Genomic DNA, 14552 nt, shown 5'->3' on the forward strand with positions numbered 1-14552 from the left:
GAAGGCCTTTCCCCCACCTGACGCTATTGTGTTCCCGACCTCAAAGATGTTGGCCCGGCACAAATGAAAGCCGCTCATTATAAACATATTGGGATTGAAAATCAGGCGTCAGGCACCGCAAATCGGGCGTAAAGGTGACTATCAAAAAACCGGGGGCTAGAATGCATGGTTTGACCGGCGGATGGAGTTGTAAGTTGGCCACCAGAGCGGAACAGAAACAGAAAACCCGGCGGGCGCTGATGGACGCGGCCCTGGCACAGCTGAGCGCGGATCGGGGCTTTGGCAGTCTCAGTTTGCGGGAGGTTGCCCGGGAGGCCGGGATTGCGCCAACGTCGTTTTACCGGCACTTTGCCGAGCTGGATGAGCTGGGGCTGGCATTGGTGGACGAAGGCGGTGTGGCGCTGCGGCAGCTGATGCGGCAGGCCCGCAAGCGGATTGTGCGCGACGGCAGTGCTATTTCTACGTCGGTGGATACGTTTATGGAGTATCTGGGCAATAACGCCAATCTGTTCCGGCTGATGCTGCGGGAGCGTACCGGGGTGTCGAAGCCGTTCCGGACGGCGGTGAAGGTGGAGATTGATCACTTCGTGACCGAGCTGGCCGATGATTTGCGCCGGTTTGCCGAGGAGCAGAACAAGCCGCTGGCGGATGCCCGCCTGGTGGCCGAGGCCATGGTTACCCTGGTGTTCAATCAGGGCGCGGAAGCGCTGGATGCCACACCCAAAGAGCGGGAGGAGCTGAAAGCCAAGCTGAAGACGGAGCTTCGGATGATTCTGGTAGGTTCCCAGACCCTGGCGCAGTGGCAGCAGGGCCGGGAGTAATACCAAAGAGTACTCAGGCCAGTTGCTGGAGCAGCGGCTTGAGTTTTTCCTTGATCTGTTCCAGTTCGCCGTCCTCGTAGGGAACCGGCGGCTGCTTACCCCATACCGGGCCCGGCCAGGCCGGGTCGCCTTCAAAGCGTACGATGTGGTGCAGGTGAAGCTGCGGCACCATGTTGCCCAGCGCCGCCACGTTCATCTTGTCGCCACCGAAGATCTCCATCATGCCCTGGCTCAGGGTCGATGATTCTTCCAGCAACCGTTGCTGTTGCTCTTTGTCCAGCTGGTAGATCTCGCGAATATCCGGCACCACCGGCACCAGGATAATCCAGGGCCAGGTGCGGTCGTTCATCAGCAGGATTTCGCACAGGCGGCTGCGCCCCAGGTTATGGGTGTCCGCCGCCAGGCGTTCGTGCAACTGGAACATCACCCCCCTCCCCGGCTCAGAGCGCCGAATGGAACTGGTTGCGGCCGCGGCCGATGGCGTAGTAGATCAAACCATAGCGCTCGAGCATTTCCGGCTCGTACAGGTTACGACCATCAAAGACCACCGGATGCTTGAGGGTGTTGGACACCACGTCGAAATCCGGGGAACGGAATTCTTTCCACTCGGTGCAGATGGCCAGGGCATCGGCGCCTTTCAGGGCCTGTTCCTTGGTACCGCACAGGGTCAGGCCATCCTGGTCACCGTAGATACGCTGGGTTTCTTCCATGGCTTCCGGATCGAAGGCCTGCACGGTGGCCCCGGCTTTCCAGAGGTCTTCCATCAGGGTGCGGGCCGAGGCTTCACGCATGTCGTCGGTGTTCGGCTTGAAAGCCAGCCCCCACAAGGCAATGACTTTACCCTTCAGGTCGCCCTGGAAGTAATGGCTGATCTTGTCGAACAGCACATGCTTCTGGGCGTAGTTCACCGCTTCTACGGCATTCAGCAGCTTGGATTCGTAATCACAGTCTCGGGCGGTGCGGGCCAGGGCCTGGACGTCTTTCGGGAAGCAGGAGCCGCCGTAGCCGCAGCCGGGATAGATAAAGTGGTAGCCGATACGGGGGTCGGAACCGATACCGCGGCGCACTTCCTCGATATCCGCGCCCAGGCGCTCGGCCAGGTTGGCCACTTCGTTCATGAAGCTGATCTTGGTGGCCAGCATGGCGTTGGCGGCGTACTTGGTCAGCTCGGCGGAACGGATGTCCATGAAGATCATCCGGTCGTGGCTGCGGTTGAACGGGTAGTAGACTTCGCGCAGCAGGTCCGCGGCTTGCTCGCTGTCGGTGCCCACCACAATCCGGTCCGGCTTCATGAAGTCGTTGATGGCCGCCCCTTCTTTCAGGAATTCCGGGTTGGAAACCACATCGAAATCCAGCTCCAGGCCGCGATGATCCAGCTGGGCACGAACCGCTGCTTTCACCTTGTCGCCGGTGCCAACCGGTACAGTGGATTTGTCCACCACCACCTTGTAATCATCCATGTACTGGCCGATGGACTTGGCCACGGCCAGCACGTATTGCAGGTCGGCAGAGCCGTCTTCATCCGGCGGCGTGCCCACGGCGATGAACTGCAGGGTGCCGTGTTTGACGGCTTCTTCGGTATCGGTGGTAAAGGACAGACGGCCCGCTTCAACCGTGTGCTTCACGATGTTATCCAGGCCTGGCTCATAGATGGGGATCTGGCCGTTCTTCAGTTTTTCAATCTTGCCCTGGTCGACATCCATGCACAGCACGTGGTGCCCCACGTCCGCCAGGCAGGCACCCGTCACCAAGCCAACATAACCGGTTCCGAAAATCGTGATTTTCATGTAACTGTTCCTGAATTTCGTTGAAAAGGGCGTCAATCAGAGGCTTTTTTCTGCAGCCAGATCTTTTCCCAGGCCAGCGCGGTGCGCACGATGGTATTGAGGTCATCGTAATCCGGCTGCCAGCCCAGAACTTTCTTGATTCGCGTGTTGTCGGCCATCAAGGCAGCCGGGTCTCCGGCGCGGCGGCCGGTTTCGGTGACCGGGAAATCCACACCGGATTCCTGCTTTACCACATCAATCACTTCCCGCACGGTAAAGCCGCGGCCGTAGCCACAGTTCAGCACCTGCGATTCCCCGCCTCCGGCCATATAATCCAGCGCCATCACATGGGCCTTGGCCAGGTCTTCCACGTGGATGTAATCGCGGATGCAGGTGCCATCGCGGGTTTCGTAATCCGTGCCGAATACGCTCATGCCCTCGCGCTGCCCGGTCACGCACTCGCTGGCCACCTTGATCAGGTGAGTCGCTTCCGGCGTTGCCTGGCCCAGAAGTCCTTCGGGGTTGGCACCGGCCACGTTGAAGTAGCGCAGAATCACATAGTTCAGGCTGCTGGCTGCGGCCAGGTCCATCATCATGCGCTCGCTCATCAACTTGGATGCACCGTAGGGATTGATGGGCGCCAGCGGGAGGTCTTCGGTCAGTACCGTTTCTTCCGGCATGCCATACACAGCAGCCGTGGAGGAAAACACCATGTAGGGCACCTGGTGGCTTTCCACCGCTTTGAGCAGGTTCAGGGTGTTGCGGGTGTTGTTGCTGTAATACTTGAGGGGATTGCTGACCGACTCCGGCACCACAATGTTGGCGGCAAAGTGCAGGACCGCCTCAAACTTATGCCGGGCGAAAACCGCCTCAATCGCCTGCTCGTCCGCCAGGTCGCCCACCACCAGCTCGCCGGCAGTGACCGCCCAGCGATAGCCGGTGGACAGGTTATCAAATACCACAATGTCGTGGCCTGCTGCGGCCAGCTGCCGGACCACATGGCTGCCGATATAACCGGCACCGCCGGTGACAAGTACTTTCACGTAGAATTACTCCTTCCCTGAATTCTGTTTACGCCGCCGTCGAATCTCGGCCCGCCGCCGGCTGAAAAAATCGCTGATAATCTGGCCGCACTCGCCTTCCAGAACCCCGCCTTCTGCATCCACTTGCCAGTTAAGGTGGGCTTCGTCCAGCGTGCACCGGGCAGATTCAACCGCGCCCGCTTTGGGCTCGCGGGCACCATACACAAGACGACTGATGCGGCTGTGCACAATGGCTCCCACGCACATGGTGCAAGGCTCAAGCGTGACGTATAAGGTTGCCCCGGTCAGCCGGTAATTTCCTGCCCTGGCGGAGGCGTCGCGCAAGGCCCGAATCTCCGCATGGGCCGTGGGGTCACAACCGGTAATGGGTGCATTGTAACCCACGCCCAGCTCCTGGCCATGACGGACAACAATCGCACCAACGGGCACTTCGCCTATCGAGGCCGCCCGTTCCGCCAGCACCAGTGCACGAGCCATCCAGTATTCGTCATTCTTTGGTAATTCCGACATAAACGCGGCTCTGCTGATAGCGCCTTATACAACTACGATAGTGGCCAACCCCGAAAGCGCCACGAAAATACCATTATTCGCCTTCTTAACCAAGCGACGGCGCCGGGCACGCCCTCGCCAGAAGAAGGATCTTCAGTCTTTAAACTGCCATACATTTTCCCCACTCACTGCCTATAATGACATGAGTCAGTTTCAATCAGCGCAGTCTATGCAAGGCTATCGTTGCCCAGGCTGGCAGTGGCAGCCTTGCACCCTTCAAGGAGAGAACGTTATGAAAGCACTGGTATTTCACGGACCAGGAAAGCGCAGCTGGGAAGACAAGCCACAGCCTGCAATCGAGAAACCCACAGATGCCGTGGTGCGCATCACCCATACCACCATTTGCGGCACCGACCTCCACATTCTGAAAGGCGATGTGCCAGCGGTCACGAAAGGCCGTACTCTCGGCCACGAAGGCGTGGGAGTGGTTGAAGAAGTTGGTGACGGTGTAACCAACATCAAAGTTGGCGATAAGGTGTTGATTTCCTGCGTCACCTCCTGCGGCCGTTGCGACTACTGCAAGCGCGGCATCTATGCCCATTGCCGGGACGGCGGCTGGATTCTGGGGCATTTGATCGATGGCACCCAGGCCGAGTATGTACGCATCCCCCATGCCGACAACAGCCTGTATCCCCTGCCTGCAGGCATGGACCCGGCTGCTGCGGTGATGCTCAGCGACATCCTGCCCACAGGACACGAGATTGGCGCTCTCAACGGCGAAGTCAAACTGGGGGACACAGTCGCCATCATCGGCGCCGGCCCCATCGGACTGGCCGCCGTAATGACCTCCCGCTTCTACTCACCTTCGCGCATCATCATGATTGATCCGGACGAGAACCGCCTGGCGATGGCCAAGATGCTGGGGGCCACAGACACCATCGCCAGAAATCCGATCGAAACCATCAAAGAACTGACCAACGGTGAGGGTGTAGACGTCGCCATGGAGGCGGTCGGTATACCCGAGACCTTCGATATCTGCCAGAGCATTATTCGCGCCGGCGGCAACATCGCGAACATCGGTGTACACGGCAAGAGCGTGGAGTTCCGGCTGCAGGACCTATGGATCAAAAACATCACGGTGCGCACCGGCCTGGTAAGCACTAACACCATTCCGGTATTGATGAAGGTGGTCGAGAGTGGCGATGTGAAGCCTGCTGACCTGGTCACTCACCGCCTCAAACTCAATGACATCGAAAAAGCCTACGACATCTTCAGCCAGGCGGCGAAGGAGAAAGCGGTCAAGATGTTGCTGACCGCCGAATGACGACCTGAAAACGAAAAAAGGCGGCAAGCATTTCTGCTTGCCGCCTTCTGATGCTAGTCAGCCCTGCCCCCTACTCCCATTCAATGGTCGCAGGCGGCTTGGAAGAGATATCGTAGGTAACCCGCGAGACGCCGGAGATTTCGTTGATGATCCGGTTGGAGACAGTCTCAAGCACTTCGTACGGGAGCCGCGCCCAGCGTGCGGTCATAAAGTCCACGGTTTCCACGGCACGGATCGCGATCACGTATTCGTAGCGGCGGGCATCACCCACTACACCCACCGATTTCACTGGCAGGAACACCGCAAAGGCCTGACTGGTCTTGTGGTACAGGTCGGCACGGTGCAGCTCTTCCAGGAAGATGGCGTCGGCGCGGCGCAGGATCTCGGCGTATTCCTTCTTTACTTCGCCAAGGATACGCACACCCAGACCCGGACCCGGGAACGGGTGGCGGTAGACCATGTCATACGGCAGGCCAAGCTCGAGGCCGATCTTGCGGACTTCGTCCTTGAACAGCTCGCGCAGCGGCTCCACCAGTTTCATCTTCATGGTTTCCGGCAAGCCACCCACATTATGGTGGGACTTGATGACATGGGCTTTACCGGTTTTGGACGCAGCGGATTCAATCACGTCCGGATAGATGGTGCCCTGGGCCAGCCAGTTCACATCCTTGATCTTCGCGGCTTCAGCATCGAACACATCAATAAAGGTGTTACCAATGATCTTCCGCTTCTGCTCCGGATCGTTCTCGCCCTTGAGCTTGGACAGGAACAGGTCTTCGGCATCGGCTCGGATAACCTTCACGCCCATGTTGCTGGCGAACATGTCCATCACCTGGTCGCCCTCGTGCAGGCGCAGCAGGCCATTATCCACGAACACGCAGGTCAGCTGATCACCAATGGCCTTGTGCAGCAGCGCGGCGGTGACCGAGGAATCAACGCCACCGGACAGGCCCAGCAGCACCTTGTCGGAACCCACCTGCTCGCGAATCTGGCGAACGGCATCGTCAACGATCTTGGCCGGGGTCCACAGAGCCTCACAACCGGAGATGGTCAGGACAAAGTGCTCGAGGATGCGCTTACCCTGCAGGGTGTGAGTGACTTCCGGATGGAACTGAACGCCGTACAGGTTGCGGCTCAGGTCCTGCATGGCGGCAACCGGCGCGCTTTCGGTAGACGCCAGCAGCTCGAAGCCTTCCGGCATGGCAACTACTTTGTCGCCGTGGCTCATCCAGACGTCCAGCAGGGAATCGCCAGCCGGCGTCAGGTGGTCGGTAATATCTGCCAGTAGCGGGCCCTTGGCACGAACCTTAACCTGGGCATAACCGAACTCGCGCTTCTCGGAGCTGGCCACTCGGCCGCCGAGCTGCTCGGCCATGGTCTGCATGCCATAGCAAATGCCCAGAACCGGGATGCCCTTGTCGAACAGGCCTTCCGGAGCACGGGGACCACCCAGCTGGGTTACCGACTCCGGACCACCGGCCAGAATGATGCCTTTGGGATTGAACTCGGCGAGTTCTTCGTCTGTGATATCAAAGGCCTTGATCTCGCAGTAAACCCCGATTTCCCGAACGCGACGGGCGATCAGCTGGGTGTACTGGGAACCGAAATCAAGAATCAGGATACGGTGGTCGTGAATGTTCTGAGCCATGGAGTCCTCGGGCTTTAAAAAAACAACGCGGCCCGGAAACCGGGCCGCATCAGATCAGGCTGAATTAACCGATGCGGTAGTTCGGCGCTTCCTTGGTGATGGTCACGTCGTGAACGTGGCTCTCACGCATACCGGCATTGGTAATCCGCACAAATTCAGGCTTGGTACGCATGTCGTCCATGGTGGCGCTGCCGGTGTAACCCATGGAGGCACGCAGGCCGCCAACCAGCTGGTGCACGATGTTACGCATCGGGCCCTTGCAGGCAACACGACCTTCGATACCTTCCGGAACCAGCTTTTCGATACCTTTGCTGGCGTCCTGGAAGTAACGGTCGCTGGAGCCCTGCCCCATGGCACCCAGGGAACCCATACCACGGTAGGCCTTATAGCTACGACCCTGGAACAGTTCGACTTCACCCGGGGCTTCGTCAGTACCGGCCAGCAGGCTGCCAACCATCACCGCGTGGGCGCCAGCGGCAATGGCCTTGGCGATATCACCGGAGAACCGGATGCCACCGTCGGCAATCAACGGCACACCGCGCTCTTTCAGGGCAGCGGCTACATTGGAAACCGCAGAAATCTGGGGCACGCCAATACCTGCCACAATACGGGTGGTGCAGATGGAGCCGGGGCCGATACCAACCTTCACGGCATCTGCGCCTGCGTCGGCCAGGGCGATGGCTGCTGCGGAAGTCGCAATATTGCCACCAATCACCTGCACATCCGGGTAGTTCTGCTTGACCCAGCGAACCCGGTCAATCACACCCTTGGAGTGGCCGTGGGCCGTGTCTACCACGATCACGTCTACACCGGCTTCGGCCAGTGCGGCAATACGGGCTTCGGTGTCGCCACCGGTACCCACCGCAGCACCAACACGCAGTCGGCCTTGCTCGTCTTTACAGGCCAGTGGGTAATCCTTGGCCTTCTGAATATCTTTAACAGTAATCAGGCCGCGCAGCTGGAAGTCGTCGTTTACCACCAGCACTTTCTCGATGCGATGGCGGTGCAGCAGCTCTTTCACACCTTCAAGGCTGGCGCCTTCTTTGACAGTCACCAGCTTGTCTTTCGGCGTCATGATATCCCGCACCGGGGTATCCATGCGGCTTTCAAAGCGGATATCACGGCCGGTAACGATACCTACCAGGTCGTTGCCATCCACCACCGGCAGGCCAGAGATGCTGTTGGCCATGGTGATATCAACCAGTTCCCGCACAGTGGTGTCCGGGTTAACGGTAATCGGGTCTTTCACCACACCGCTTTCGTATTTCTTGACCTTGCGTACCGCAGCAGCTTGCTGTTCAACCGTCATGTTCTTGTGCATGATGCCAATGCCGCCTTCCTGCGCCATGGCGATCGCCAGCTCAGCTTCGGTTACCGTGTCCATGGCCGCTGATACCAGCGGAATGTTCAGGGTGATACCTTTGGTCAACTGGGTTTTCAGCTCAACCTGGTGAGGTAGAACTTCCGAGAATCCGGGAACCAGGAGAACGTCATCAAACGTGAGGGCTTCTTCGGCAATACGCAGCATTTGGGTCCGCCTTTTGAACATGCTAAGTTTGGAATTTCCCAGCTGCACCCGCGGCGGTGCAACAAAGCAAAATCCTTAATCGATCTATTATAAAGTGGTGACAGAACACAGTAAACCGCAGGGTTTTTGCGGTTTGGTTGCATCTTTCTGAATTTACGTTATTTTTGCCTGTCACCTTCGGCTATTGCGTATGAAAAAACCGGGAGCCCGCCCTTTGATACCCCCCTATCCGGACACCCGCCCAAGAGCACTGAGCGTTTCCGAACTCAATCATCAGGCCAGGCACCTGCTCGAATCCAGCTTCATGCAGGTGTGGGTGGAAGGCGAATTGTCCAGCTTTTCCCGGCCATCGTCCGGCCACTGGTACTTTTCGCTGAAAGACCAGAAATGCCAGATACGCTGCGCCATGTTTCGCGGGGCGAACCAGCGTATTCGCACCCTGCCGAAAGAAGGCGACCAGATCCGCATTCGCGGCAAGGTGACCCTCTACGAGAACAGGGGTGACTTCCAGATCATCGTAGAACACCTGGAACCTGCCGGCCTGGGGCCGCTGCAGCAGGCATTTGAAGCCCTGAAAATGAAACTGCAGGCCGAGGGCCTGTTCGACCCGGCTCGCAAAAAGCCCCTGCCCGTTACCCCGCGCCACATCGGCGTGGTCACTTCACCCACCGGCGCAGCCATTCACGACATTCTCACCGTGCTGGCACGGCGTTGCCCGGCCATTCCGGTCACGCTCTACCCCACTGCCGTTCAGGGCCAGGCCGCCACAGCGGATATTGTTAACGCAATTGATCGCGCCCGGCGCCATGGCGTGGCGGATGTGCTGATCATTGGCCGGGGCGGCGGCTCGCTGGAGGACCTCTGGTGCTTTAACGAAGAAGCCGTCGCCCGGGCGATTGCCGGATGCTCTATTCCCACCGTCAGTGCAGTGGGCCATGAAGTGGACGTTACCATTGCCGATTTCGTGGCAGACCTTCGGGCACCCACCCCCTCTGCCGCAGCGGAAAAAATCTCGCCGGATCAAAGCCAGTGGCTGCGCCGGCTGGCTGAACAGCAACTCCGGCTGGGGCAATCCGCCCGCCGTTTGCTGCTCCGGCTGGACCAGCAACTCGGCCACCTGGCCGCAAGGCTTCGGGACCCGCGCCGGGAACTCCAGGACAAAGCCCAGCGCATGGACGAGCTGGACATGCGCCTGAACAAGGCCATGAACCTGACGCTGCAGCAACAGCAACTTAAAACCGGACACCTGGCGCAGCGCCTGGGCACCCAGTCGCCAGCAAAAACCCTGCAGAATGCCGGGGAGCAGGTGCAGCGGCTGAATGAACGGCTGGACAAAGCCATTCGCCAGAACCTGCGGCAGCAGCAGGAAAAGCTCCAGTTGAATGCCCAGACCCTGAACGTGGTCAGCCCGCTGGCCACCCTAGGCCGCGGCTACGCCATCGTGCGGGATGACCGGAATCGCATCGTACGGAGTGCCGATCAGCTGTCAGCCGGCCAGGCCATCAGCGCCCGGTTTGGGCAGGGCAACGTGTCGGCGGAAGTGACGAAAGTCAATTCCGTCACAGAATAGGCCCGGAACCGATCAAAACTACGCCTATGGTCTAGTAGCCCCCTTTTTCAAAGCCCCTACAGTTGTAGCCATCAACCCTAAAATAAAAAACGATACAACTGAGGTGGAGCACATGAGCTACAACGCCGAATTCCGTCGGTCGATTGATCAGCGGGACGACTTCTGGCGCGACCAGGCGCAAAACATCGACTGGATCGAGCCACCCAAGACCATCTGGCAGGCCAAGGATAACGGCCACGGCGAATGGTTTCCCGATGGTGTACTCAATACCAGTGACGTAGCGCTGGACGCCAACATCCGCGCCGGCCGCGGCGACCAGACCGCCCTGATTTACGACTCCCCCGTTACCGATACCCGCCAGAAATTCACCTACAACGAACTGCGTGACGAAGTGGCCAGCTTTGCCGGCGCCCTGCGTGATCGCGGTATCGAAAAAGGCGACCGGGTAATCATCTATATGCCGATGATTCCCCAGGCCGCCATTGCCATGCTGGCCTGCGCCCGCCTTGGTGCCATCCACTCGGTGGTGTTCGGAGGTTTTGCCGCCCACGAACTGGCGGTACGGATTGAAGACGCCAAGCCCAAGGCCTTGCTGACGGCCTCCTGCGGCATCGAAATCACCAAGGTGATCGAATACAAGCCGCTGGTGGATAAAGCCATCGAGCAATCCAGCCACAAGCCGGAATTCTGCGTGGTCTACCAACGCCCGCAGGCAAAGGCAGACATGCAGGACGGCCGGGACTTTGACTGGAACACCGTTTCTGCCGCAGCCAGCCCCGCAGACCCGGTACCGGTTAAAGCCAATGATCCGCTGTACGTGCTGTACACCTCCGGCACCACCGGCAAGCCCAAGGGCGTGGTAAGGGATAACGGCGGCCACGCCGTCGCCCTGAAATACAGCATGGAACTGGTCTATGACGCCAAGCCCGGAGATGTGTTCTGGGCGGCCTCGGACGTCGGTTGGGTGGTTGGCCACAGCTATATTATCTACGCGCCGCTATTTACCGGCTGCACCACCATCCTCTATGAAGGCAAGCCGGTACGCACCCCGGATGCCGGCGCTTTCTGGCGCGCGGTTGAGGAACACAAGGTGAACATGCTGTTCACCGCTCCGACTGCCTTCCGCGCCGTGCGCAAGGAAGACCCGGAAGCGGATCATCTGGCCAAGTACGATGTGTCTTCCCTCAAGCGTATCTTCCTGGCCGGTGAGCGACTGGACCCGCCCACCTACGAGTGGCTGAAAGAACACACCGGCCTGCCGGTGCTGGACCACTGGTGGCAGACCGAAACCGGCTGGGCCATTTGCTGCAACCCGGTGGGCATTGAAATGATGGCCACCAAACCCGGCTCCGCCACGGTACCCTCCCCCGGCTTCAACGTTCAGGTGGTGGATATGGGCGGCCGCCAGGTACCCGCCGGCGAGCAAGGCCAGATTGCCGTTAAATTACCGCTGCCACCGGGCTGCCTGATGACCGTATGGGGCGACGACGAGCGCTTCCTGAACAGCTACCTGCGGCCCATCGAAGGCTTCTACAGCTCCGGCGATGGTGGCTTTATTGACGATGACGGCTACGTGTTCGTGATGGGCCGTACCGACGACGTGATCAACGTGGCGGGCCACCGCCTGTCCACCGGCGAAATGGAAGAAGTGGTTGCCTCTCACCCGGCCATCGCCGAATGCTGCGTGGTAGGTGCCCACGACGATATGAAAGGCCAGATCCCGGTCGGCCTGGTACTGATCAAGGACGGCGCCACCATCGACCAGGACGAGCTCGAAGAGGAACTGGTGGAAATGGTGCGGGAGAAGATCGGCGCTATCGCCTGCTTCCGCCGCGCCATTGTGGTGGAAAGGCTACCGAAAACCCGGTCAGGCAAAATCCTGCGGCGGGTAATCCGGCAGATCGCCGACGGTGAACAGTACAACGTACCCAGCACCATCGACGACCCGGCAATCCTGGAAGAAATCAGCGAAAAATTCGGACGCTGATCCGCCCCGGACCCTACCGTAAGAAAACCCATCAAGGCCTGCTCCCGACGGAACAGGCCTTGATGTCATTTTAATTACAACTCATTGTTTTTTATCAACAAAAACAAGAAAATCAATCTTCAGAAAATAATTGACGCCCCACAAACTCGGTCTATACTGAAAATTGCTGTGAACCTCTGCAGCGGTATTTGGCGAATGCGTTCCAACGTCCTGCCCCGGCTTTTCGTTGCCCCTTCCTCAGTACGCTCCGGATGTTTCAGCTCATAACTGCCTAAGTGCAAAAATGAAGGTCCCGTGAGGGCAAATTTCAGTAAGACAGGAAAGATCGATGTCCGATACCAAAACCGGCCACGTGAAGTGGTTCAACGAATCCAAGGGCTTTGGCTTCATCGCCCAGGAAGGCGGCAGTGACGTTTTCGTTCACTACAGTGCAATCAACTCAAACGGTTTCCGTACCCTGGCTGAAGGCCAGCAGGTACAGTTTACCGTTACCCAGGGCCCGAAAGGCCCGCAGGCGGAAAACGTAACCCCTCTGTAAGGGCGCGCGTTCCCCGCCGGATGCCCCTCACGGGCAGACGGAAAACAAAACGGCCGGCAAATTTGCCGGCCGTTTTGCGTTCTGGCTTGATCGCCGGAGTCTTCAGGCGGTTTCAGTCGGTTCCGGCGCCTTGGCTGCCGGCATTTCCGTACCTACAGCCTGGGCCACAGCAGAGAACAGGGCCTGCAGGGTCGCCGAGGTGGTGTCTTCGGCCAGGGCAGCAGCGCTGCAGTGCTGGCCATTGGCCGTCAGGCGGATACACGCCAGTGCGTTGGCGTTGGTGCCCTCACCCAGCGCAAACTCGTCATAGGCCTCTACGGCGACGGTTACACCAAAGCGCTTGGCCAGGCCGTCCGACACGGCTTCTACCGCACCCAGACCGCGCCCTTCCAGGGTAACCGGTGCCTTCTCGCCACCTACAACCACTTCTGCGCGCACGCCGTCTTCGTCCCGGTGCAGGTCATACGAACGCAATGACCAGTCACCGTACACCTTCAGATAGCGGTCTTCGAACAACCGGTGAATGGTGTGGGAATCGATCTCGCCACCATTGGTTTCGGCCTCACGCTGCACCACCTTGCTGAACTCAATCTGCAACCAGCGCGGCAGGGTAATGTCATAGTCCCGCTCCAGCACGTAGGCAACGCCACCCTTACCGGACTGGCTGTTGATACGCACCACTTCTTCGTACCGGCGGCCCACGTCGAACGGGTCGATCGGCAGGTAGGCTACGTTCCAGACGTCGCCTTCCTTGCGCCGTGCCAGGCACTTGCGAATCGCATCCTGGTGACTGCCGGAGAAGGCGGTAAATACCAGCTCACCTGCATACGGATGGCGCGGATGAGTGGAAATCTCGGTGCAGGCTTCCACCACCTCGGTGATTTCCGCCATACCGGACAAATCCAGGGTCGGGTCGATGCCCTGGGAGTACAGGTTCATGGCCATGGTCACCAGGTCCATGTTACCGGTGCGCTCACCATTGCCCATCAGTGTACCCTCTACCCGGTCAGCGCCGGCCATGACACCCAACTCCGCGGCGGCAACCGCACACCCCCGGTCATTGTGGGTGTGCAGGCTGATGCTGATGTGCTCGCGGTAGCGAATGTTCTCGCAAATCCACTCTACTTGGTCGGCAAACACGTTGGGCGTGGACATCTCCACCGTGGCCGGCAGGTTGATAATTACTGGCTGGCCCTGGTCCGGACGCCAGACGTCGGTGACTGCATTGATCACTTCCGCGGCAAAGTCCAGCTCGGTGCCGGTAAAGCTCTCGGGCGAATACTGGAAGGTCCAGTCGGTATCCGGGTGGCGAGCCGCGATTTCTTTCACCAGGGTGGCGCCATTTACGGCAATCTCGCGGATACCGTCACGATCCAGGCCGAACACCTGCTCCCGCTGGACCGTAGAGGTGGAGTTGTACACGTGCACAATCGCCTGCTTCGCACCTGCCAGCGCTTCATAGGTACGCTCGATCAGTTCCGGGCGGGCCTGGGTCAACACCTGGATTTTCACATCCTCAGGAATGCGGTTTTCCTCGATCAGCTTACGGCAGAAATCGAAGTCCGGCTGACTGGCCGCCGGGAAACCGATTTCGATTTCCTTGAAGCCAAGCTTGACCAGCAAATCGAACAAACGCTGCTTCTGGGCAACGGACATGGGCTTGATCAGGGACTGGTTACCATCCCGCAGGTCAACGGCACACCAGGTGGGGGCTTTTTCGATAACCTGGTCGGGCCAGCGGCGGTCTTTCTTGGCAACCGGCTTGAAGGCAACGTATTTACGATGATCAAAGGCCATATCTGACAATTCCTTTCACGGGTCTGTGTAATGACACCATT

Annotated in this window: 12 protein-coding genes; 5 read left to right on the forward strand and 7 right to left on the reverse strand. The window is 59.1% G+C overall.

The genetic code is table 11. From position 1 onward, the window contains the following. The first annotated feature begins 194 nt into the window (after positions 1-194). Complete coding sequence (gene fabR / locus B9Q17_RS03770; RefSeq protein ID WP_094624164.1) at positions 195-821, forward strand: HTH-type transcriptional repressor FabR; 627 nt, start codon at positions 195-197, stop codon at positions 819-821. Positions 822-834: 13 nt separating this feature from the next. Here fabR and B9Q17_RS03775 read toward each other — a convergent pair whose 3' ends face one another. The 4 genes from B9Q17_RS03775 to tadA are packed head-to-tail and all read right to left on the reverse strand — an operon-like array spanning position 835 to position 4140. Next, positions 835-1245: an HIT domain-containing protein gene (locus B9Q17_RS03775; protein ID WP_094624165.1), complete on the reverse strand. Its 411-nt coding sequence runs from the start codon at positions 1243-1245 to the stop codon at positions 835-837. Positions 1246-1261: 16 nt separating this feature from the next. Continuing rightward, positions 1262-2608 carry a UDP-glucose dehydrogenase family protein gene (locus B9Q17_RS03780; protein ID WP_094624166.1) on the reverse strand — a complete coding sequence of 449 codons (1347 nt, stop codon included), beginning with the start codon at positions 2606-2608 and terminating at the stop codon, positions 1262-1264. Positions 2609-2640: 32 nt separating this feature from the next. Further along, positions 2641-3630, reverse strand: a complete 990-nt coding sequence (gene galE / locus B9Q17_RS03785; protein WP_094624167.1) for a UDP-glucose 4-epimerase GalE — start codon at positions 3628-3630, stop codon at positions 2641-2643. Positions 3631-3636: 6 nt separating this feature from the next. Beyond that, positions 3637-4140 carry a tRNA adenosine(34) deaminase TadA gene (gene tadA, locus B9Q17_RS03790; protein WP_058340717.1) on the reverse strand — a complete coding sequence of 168 codons (504 nt, stop codon included), beginning with the start codon at positions 4138-4140 and terminating at the stop codon, positions 3637-3639. Positions 4141-4411: 271 nt separating this feature from the next. Between tadA and B9Q17_RS03795 the strand changes: the two genes are divergently transcribed. Continuing rightward, positions 4412-5443: a zinc-dependent alcohol dehydrogenase family protein gene (locus B9Q17_RS03795; RefSeq protein ID WP_058340716.1), complete on the forward strand. Its 1032-nt coding sequence runs from the start codon at positions 4412-4414 to the stop codon at positions 5441-5443. A gap of 70 nt (positions 5444-5513) precedes the next feature. On the opposite strand, the gene guaA is transcribed toward B9Q17_RS03795, so the two are convergent. Both guaA and guaB read right to left on the reverse strand, forming a co-directional pair. Beyond that, on the reverse strand, positions 5514-7091 hold the full coding sequence (guaA, locus tag B9Q17_RS03800) for a glutamine-hydrolyzing GMP synthase (protein ID WP_094624168.1): 1578 nt from the start codon (positions 7089-7091) through the stop codon (positions 5514-5516). A 64-nt stretch (positions 7092-7155) separates the two neighbouring features. Further along, entirely contained in the window at positions 7156-8619 is a 1464-nt protein-coding gene (gene guaB / locus B9Q17_RS03805; RefSeq protein WP_094624169.1) for an IMP dehydrogenase, read from the reverse strand. 190 nt (positions 8620-8809) lie between these two features. Here guaB and xseA point away from each other — a divergent pair, with 190 nt between their 5' ends. The 3 genes from xseA (at position 8810) to B9Q17_RS03820 (ending at position 12714) form a co-directional block, all read left to right on the forward strand. Beyond that, complete coding sequence (xseA, locus tag B9Q17_RS03810) at positions 8810-10189, forward strand: exodeoxyribonuclease VII large subunit (RefSeq protein ID WP_094624170.1); 1380 nt, start codon at positions 8810-8812, stop codon at positions 10187-10189. Between the two features lie 70 nt (positions 10190-10259). After that, positions 10260-12176: a propionyl-CoA synthetase gene (locus B9Q17_RS03815; protein ID WP_094624171.1), complete on the forward strand. Its 1917-nt coding sequence runs from the start codon at positions 10260-10262 to the stop codon at positions 12174-12176. A 328-nt stretch (positions 12177-12504) separates the two neighbouring features. Further along, positions 12505-12714: a cold-shock protein gene (locus B9Q17_RS03820; RefSeq protein ID WP_022989121.1), complete on the forward strand. Its 210-nt coding sequence runs from the start codon at positions 12505-12507 to the stop codon at positions 12712-12714. A 102-nt stretch (positions 12715-12816) separates the two neighbouring features. On the opposite strand, the gene leuA is transcribed toward B9Q17_RS03820, so the two are convergent. After that, positions 12817-14511 carry a 2-isopropylmalate synthase gene (gene leuA, locus B9Q17_RS03825; RefSeq protein WP_022989122.1) on the reverse strand — a complete coding sequence of 565 codons (1695 nt, stop codon included), beginning with the start codon at positions 14509-14511 and terminating at the stop codon, positions 12817-12819. Between the last annotated feature and the right edge of the window lie 41 nt (positions 14512-14552).

It is taken from the genome of Marinobacter vinifirmus (assembly GCF_002258215.1).
GTDB classification, from domain to species: domain Bacteria; phylum Pseudomonadota; class Gammaproteobacteria; order Pseudomonadales; family Oleiphilaceae; genus Marinobacter; species Marinobacter vinifirmus.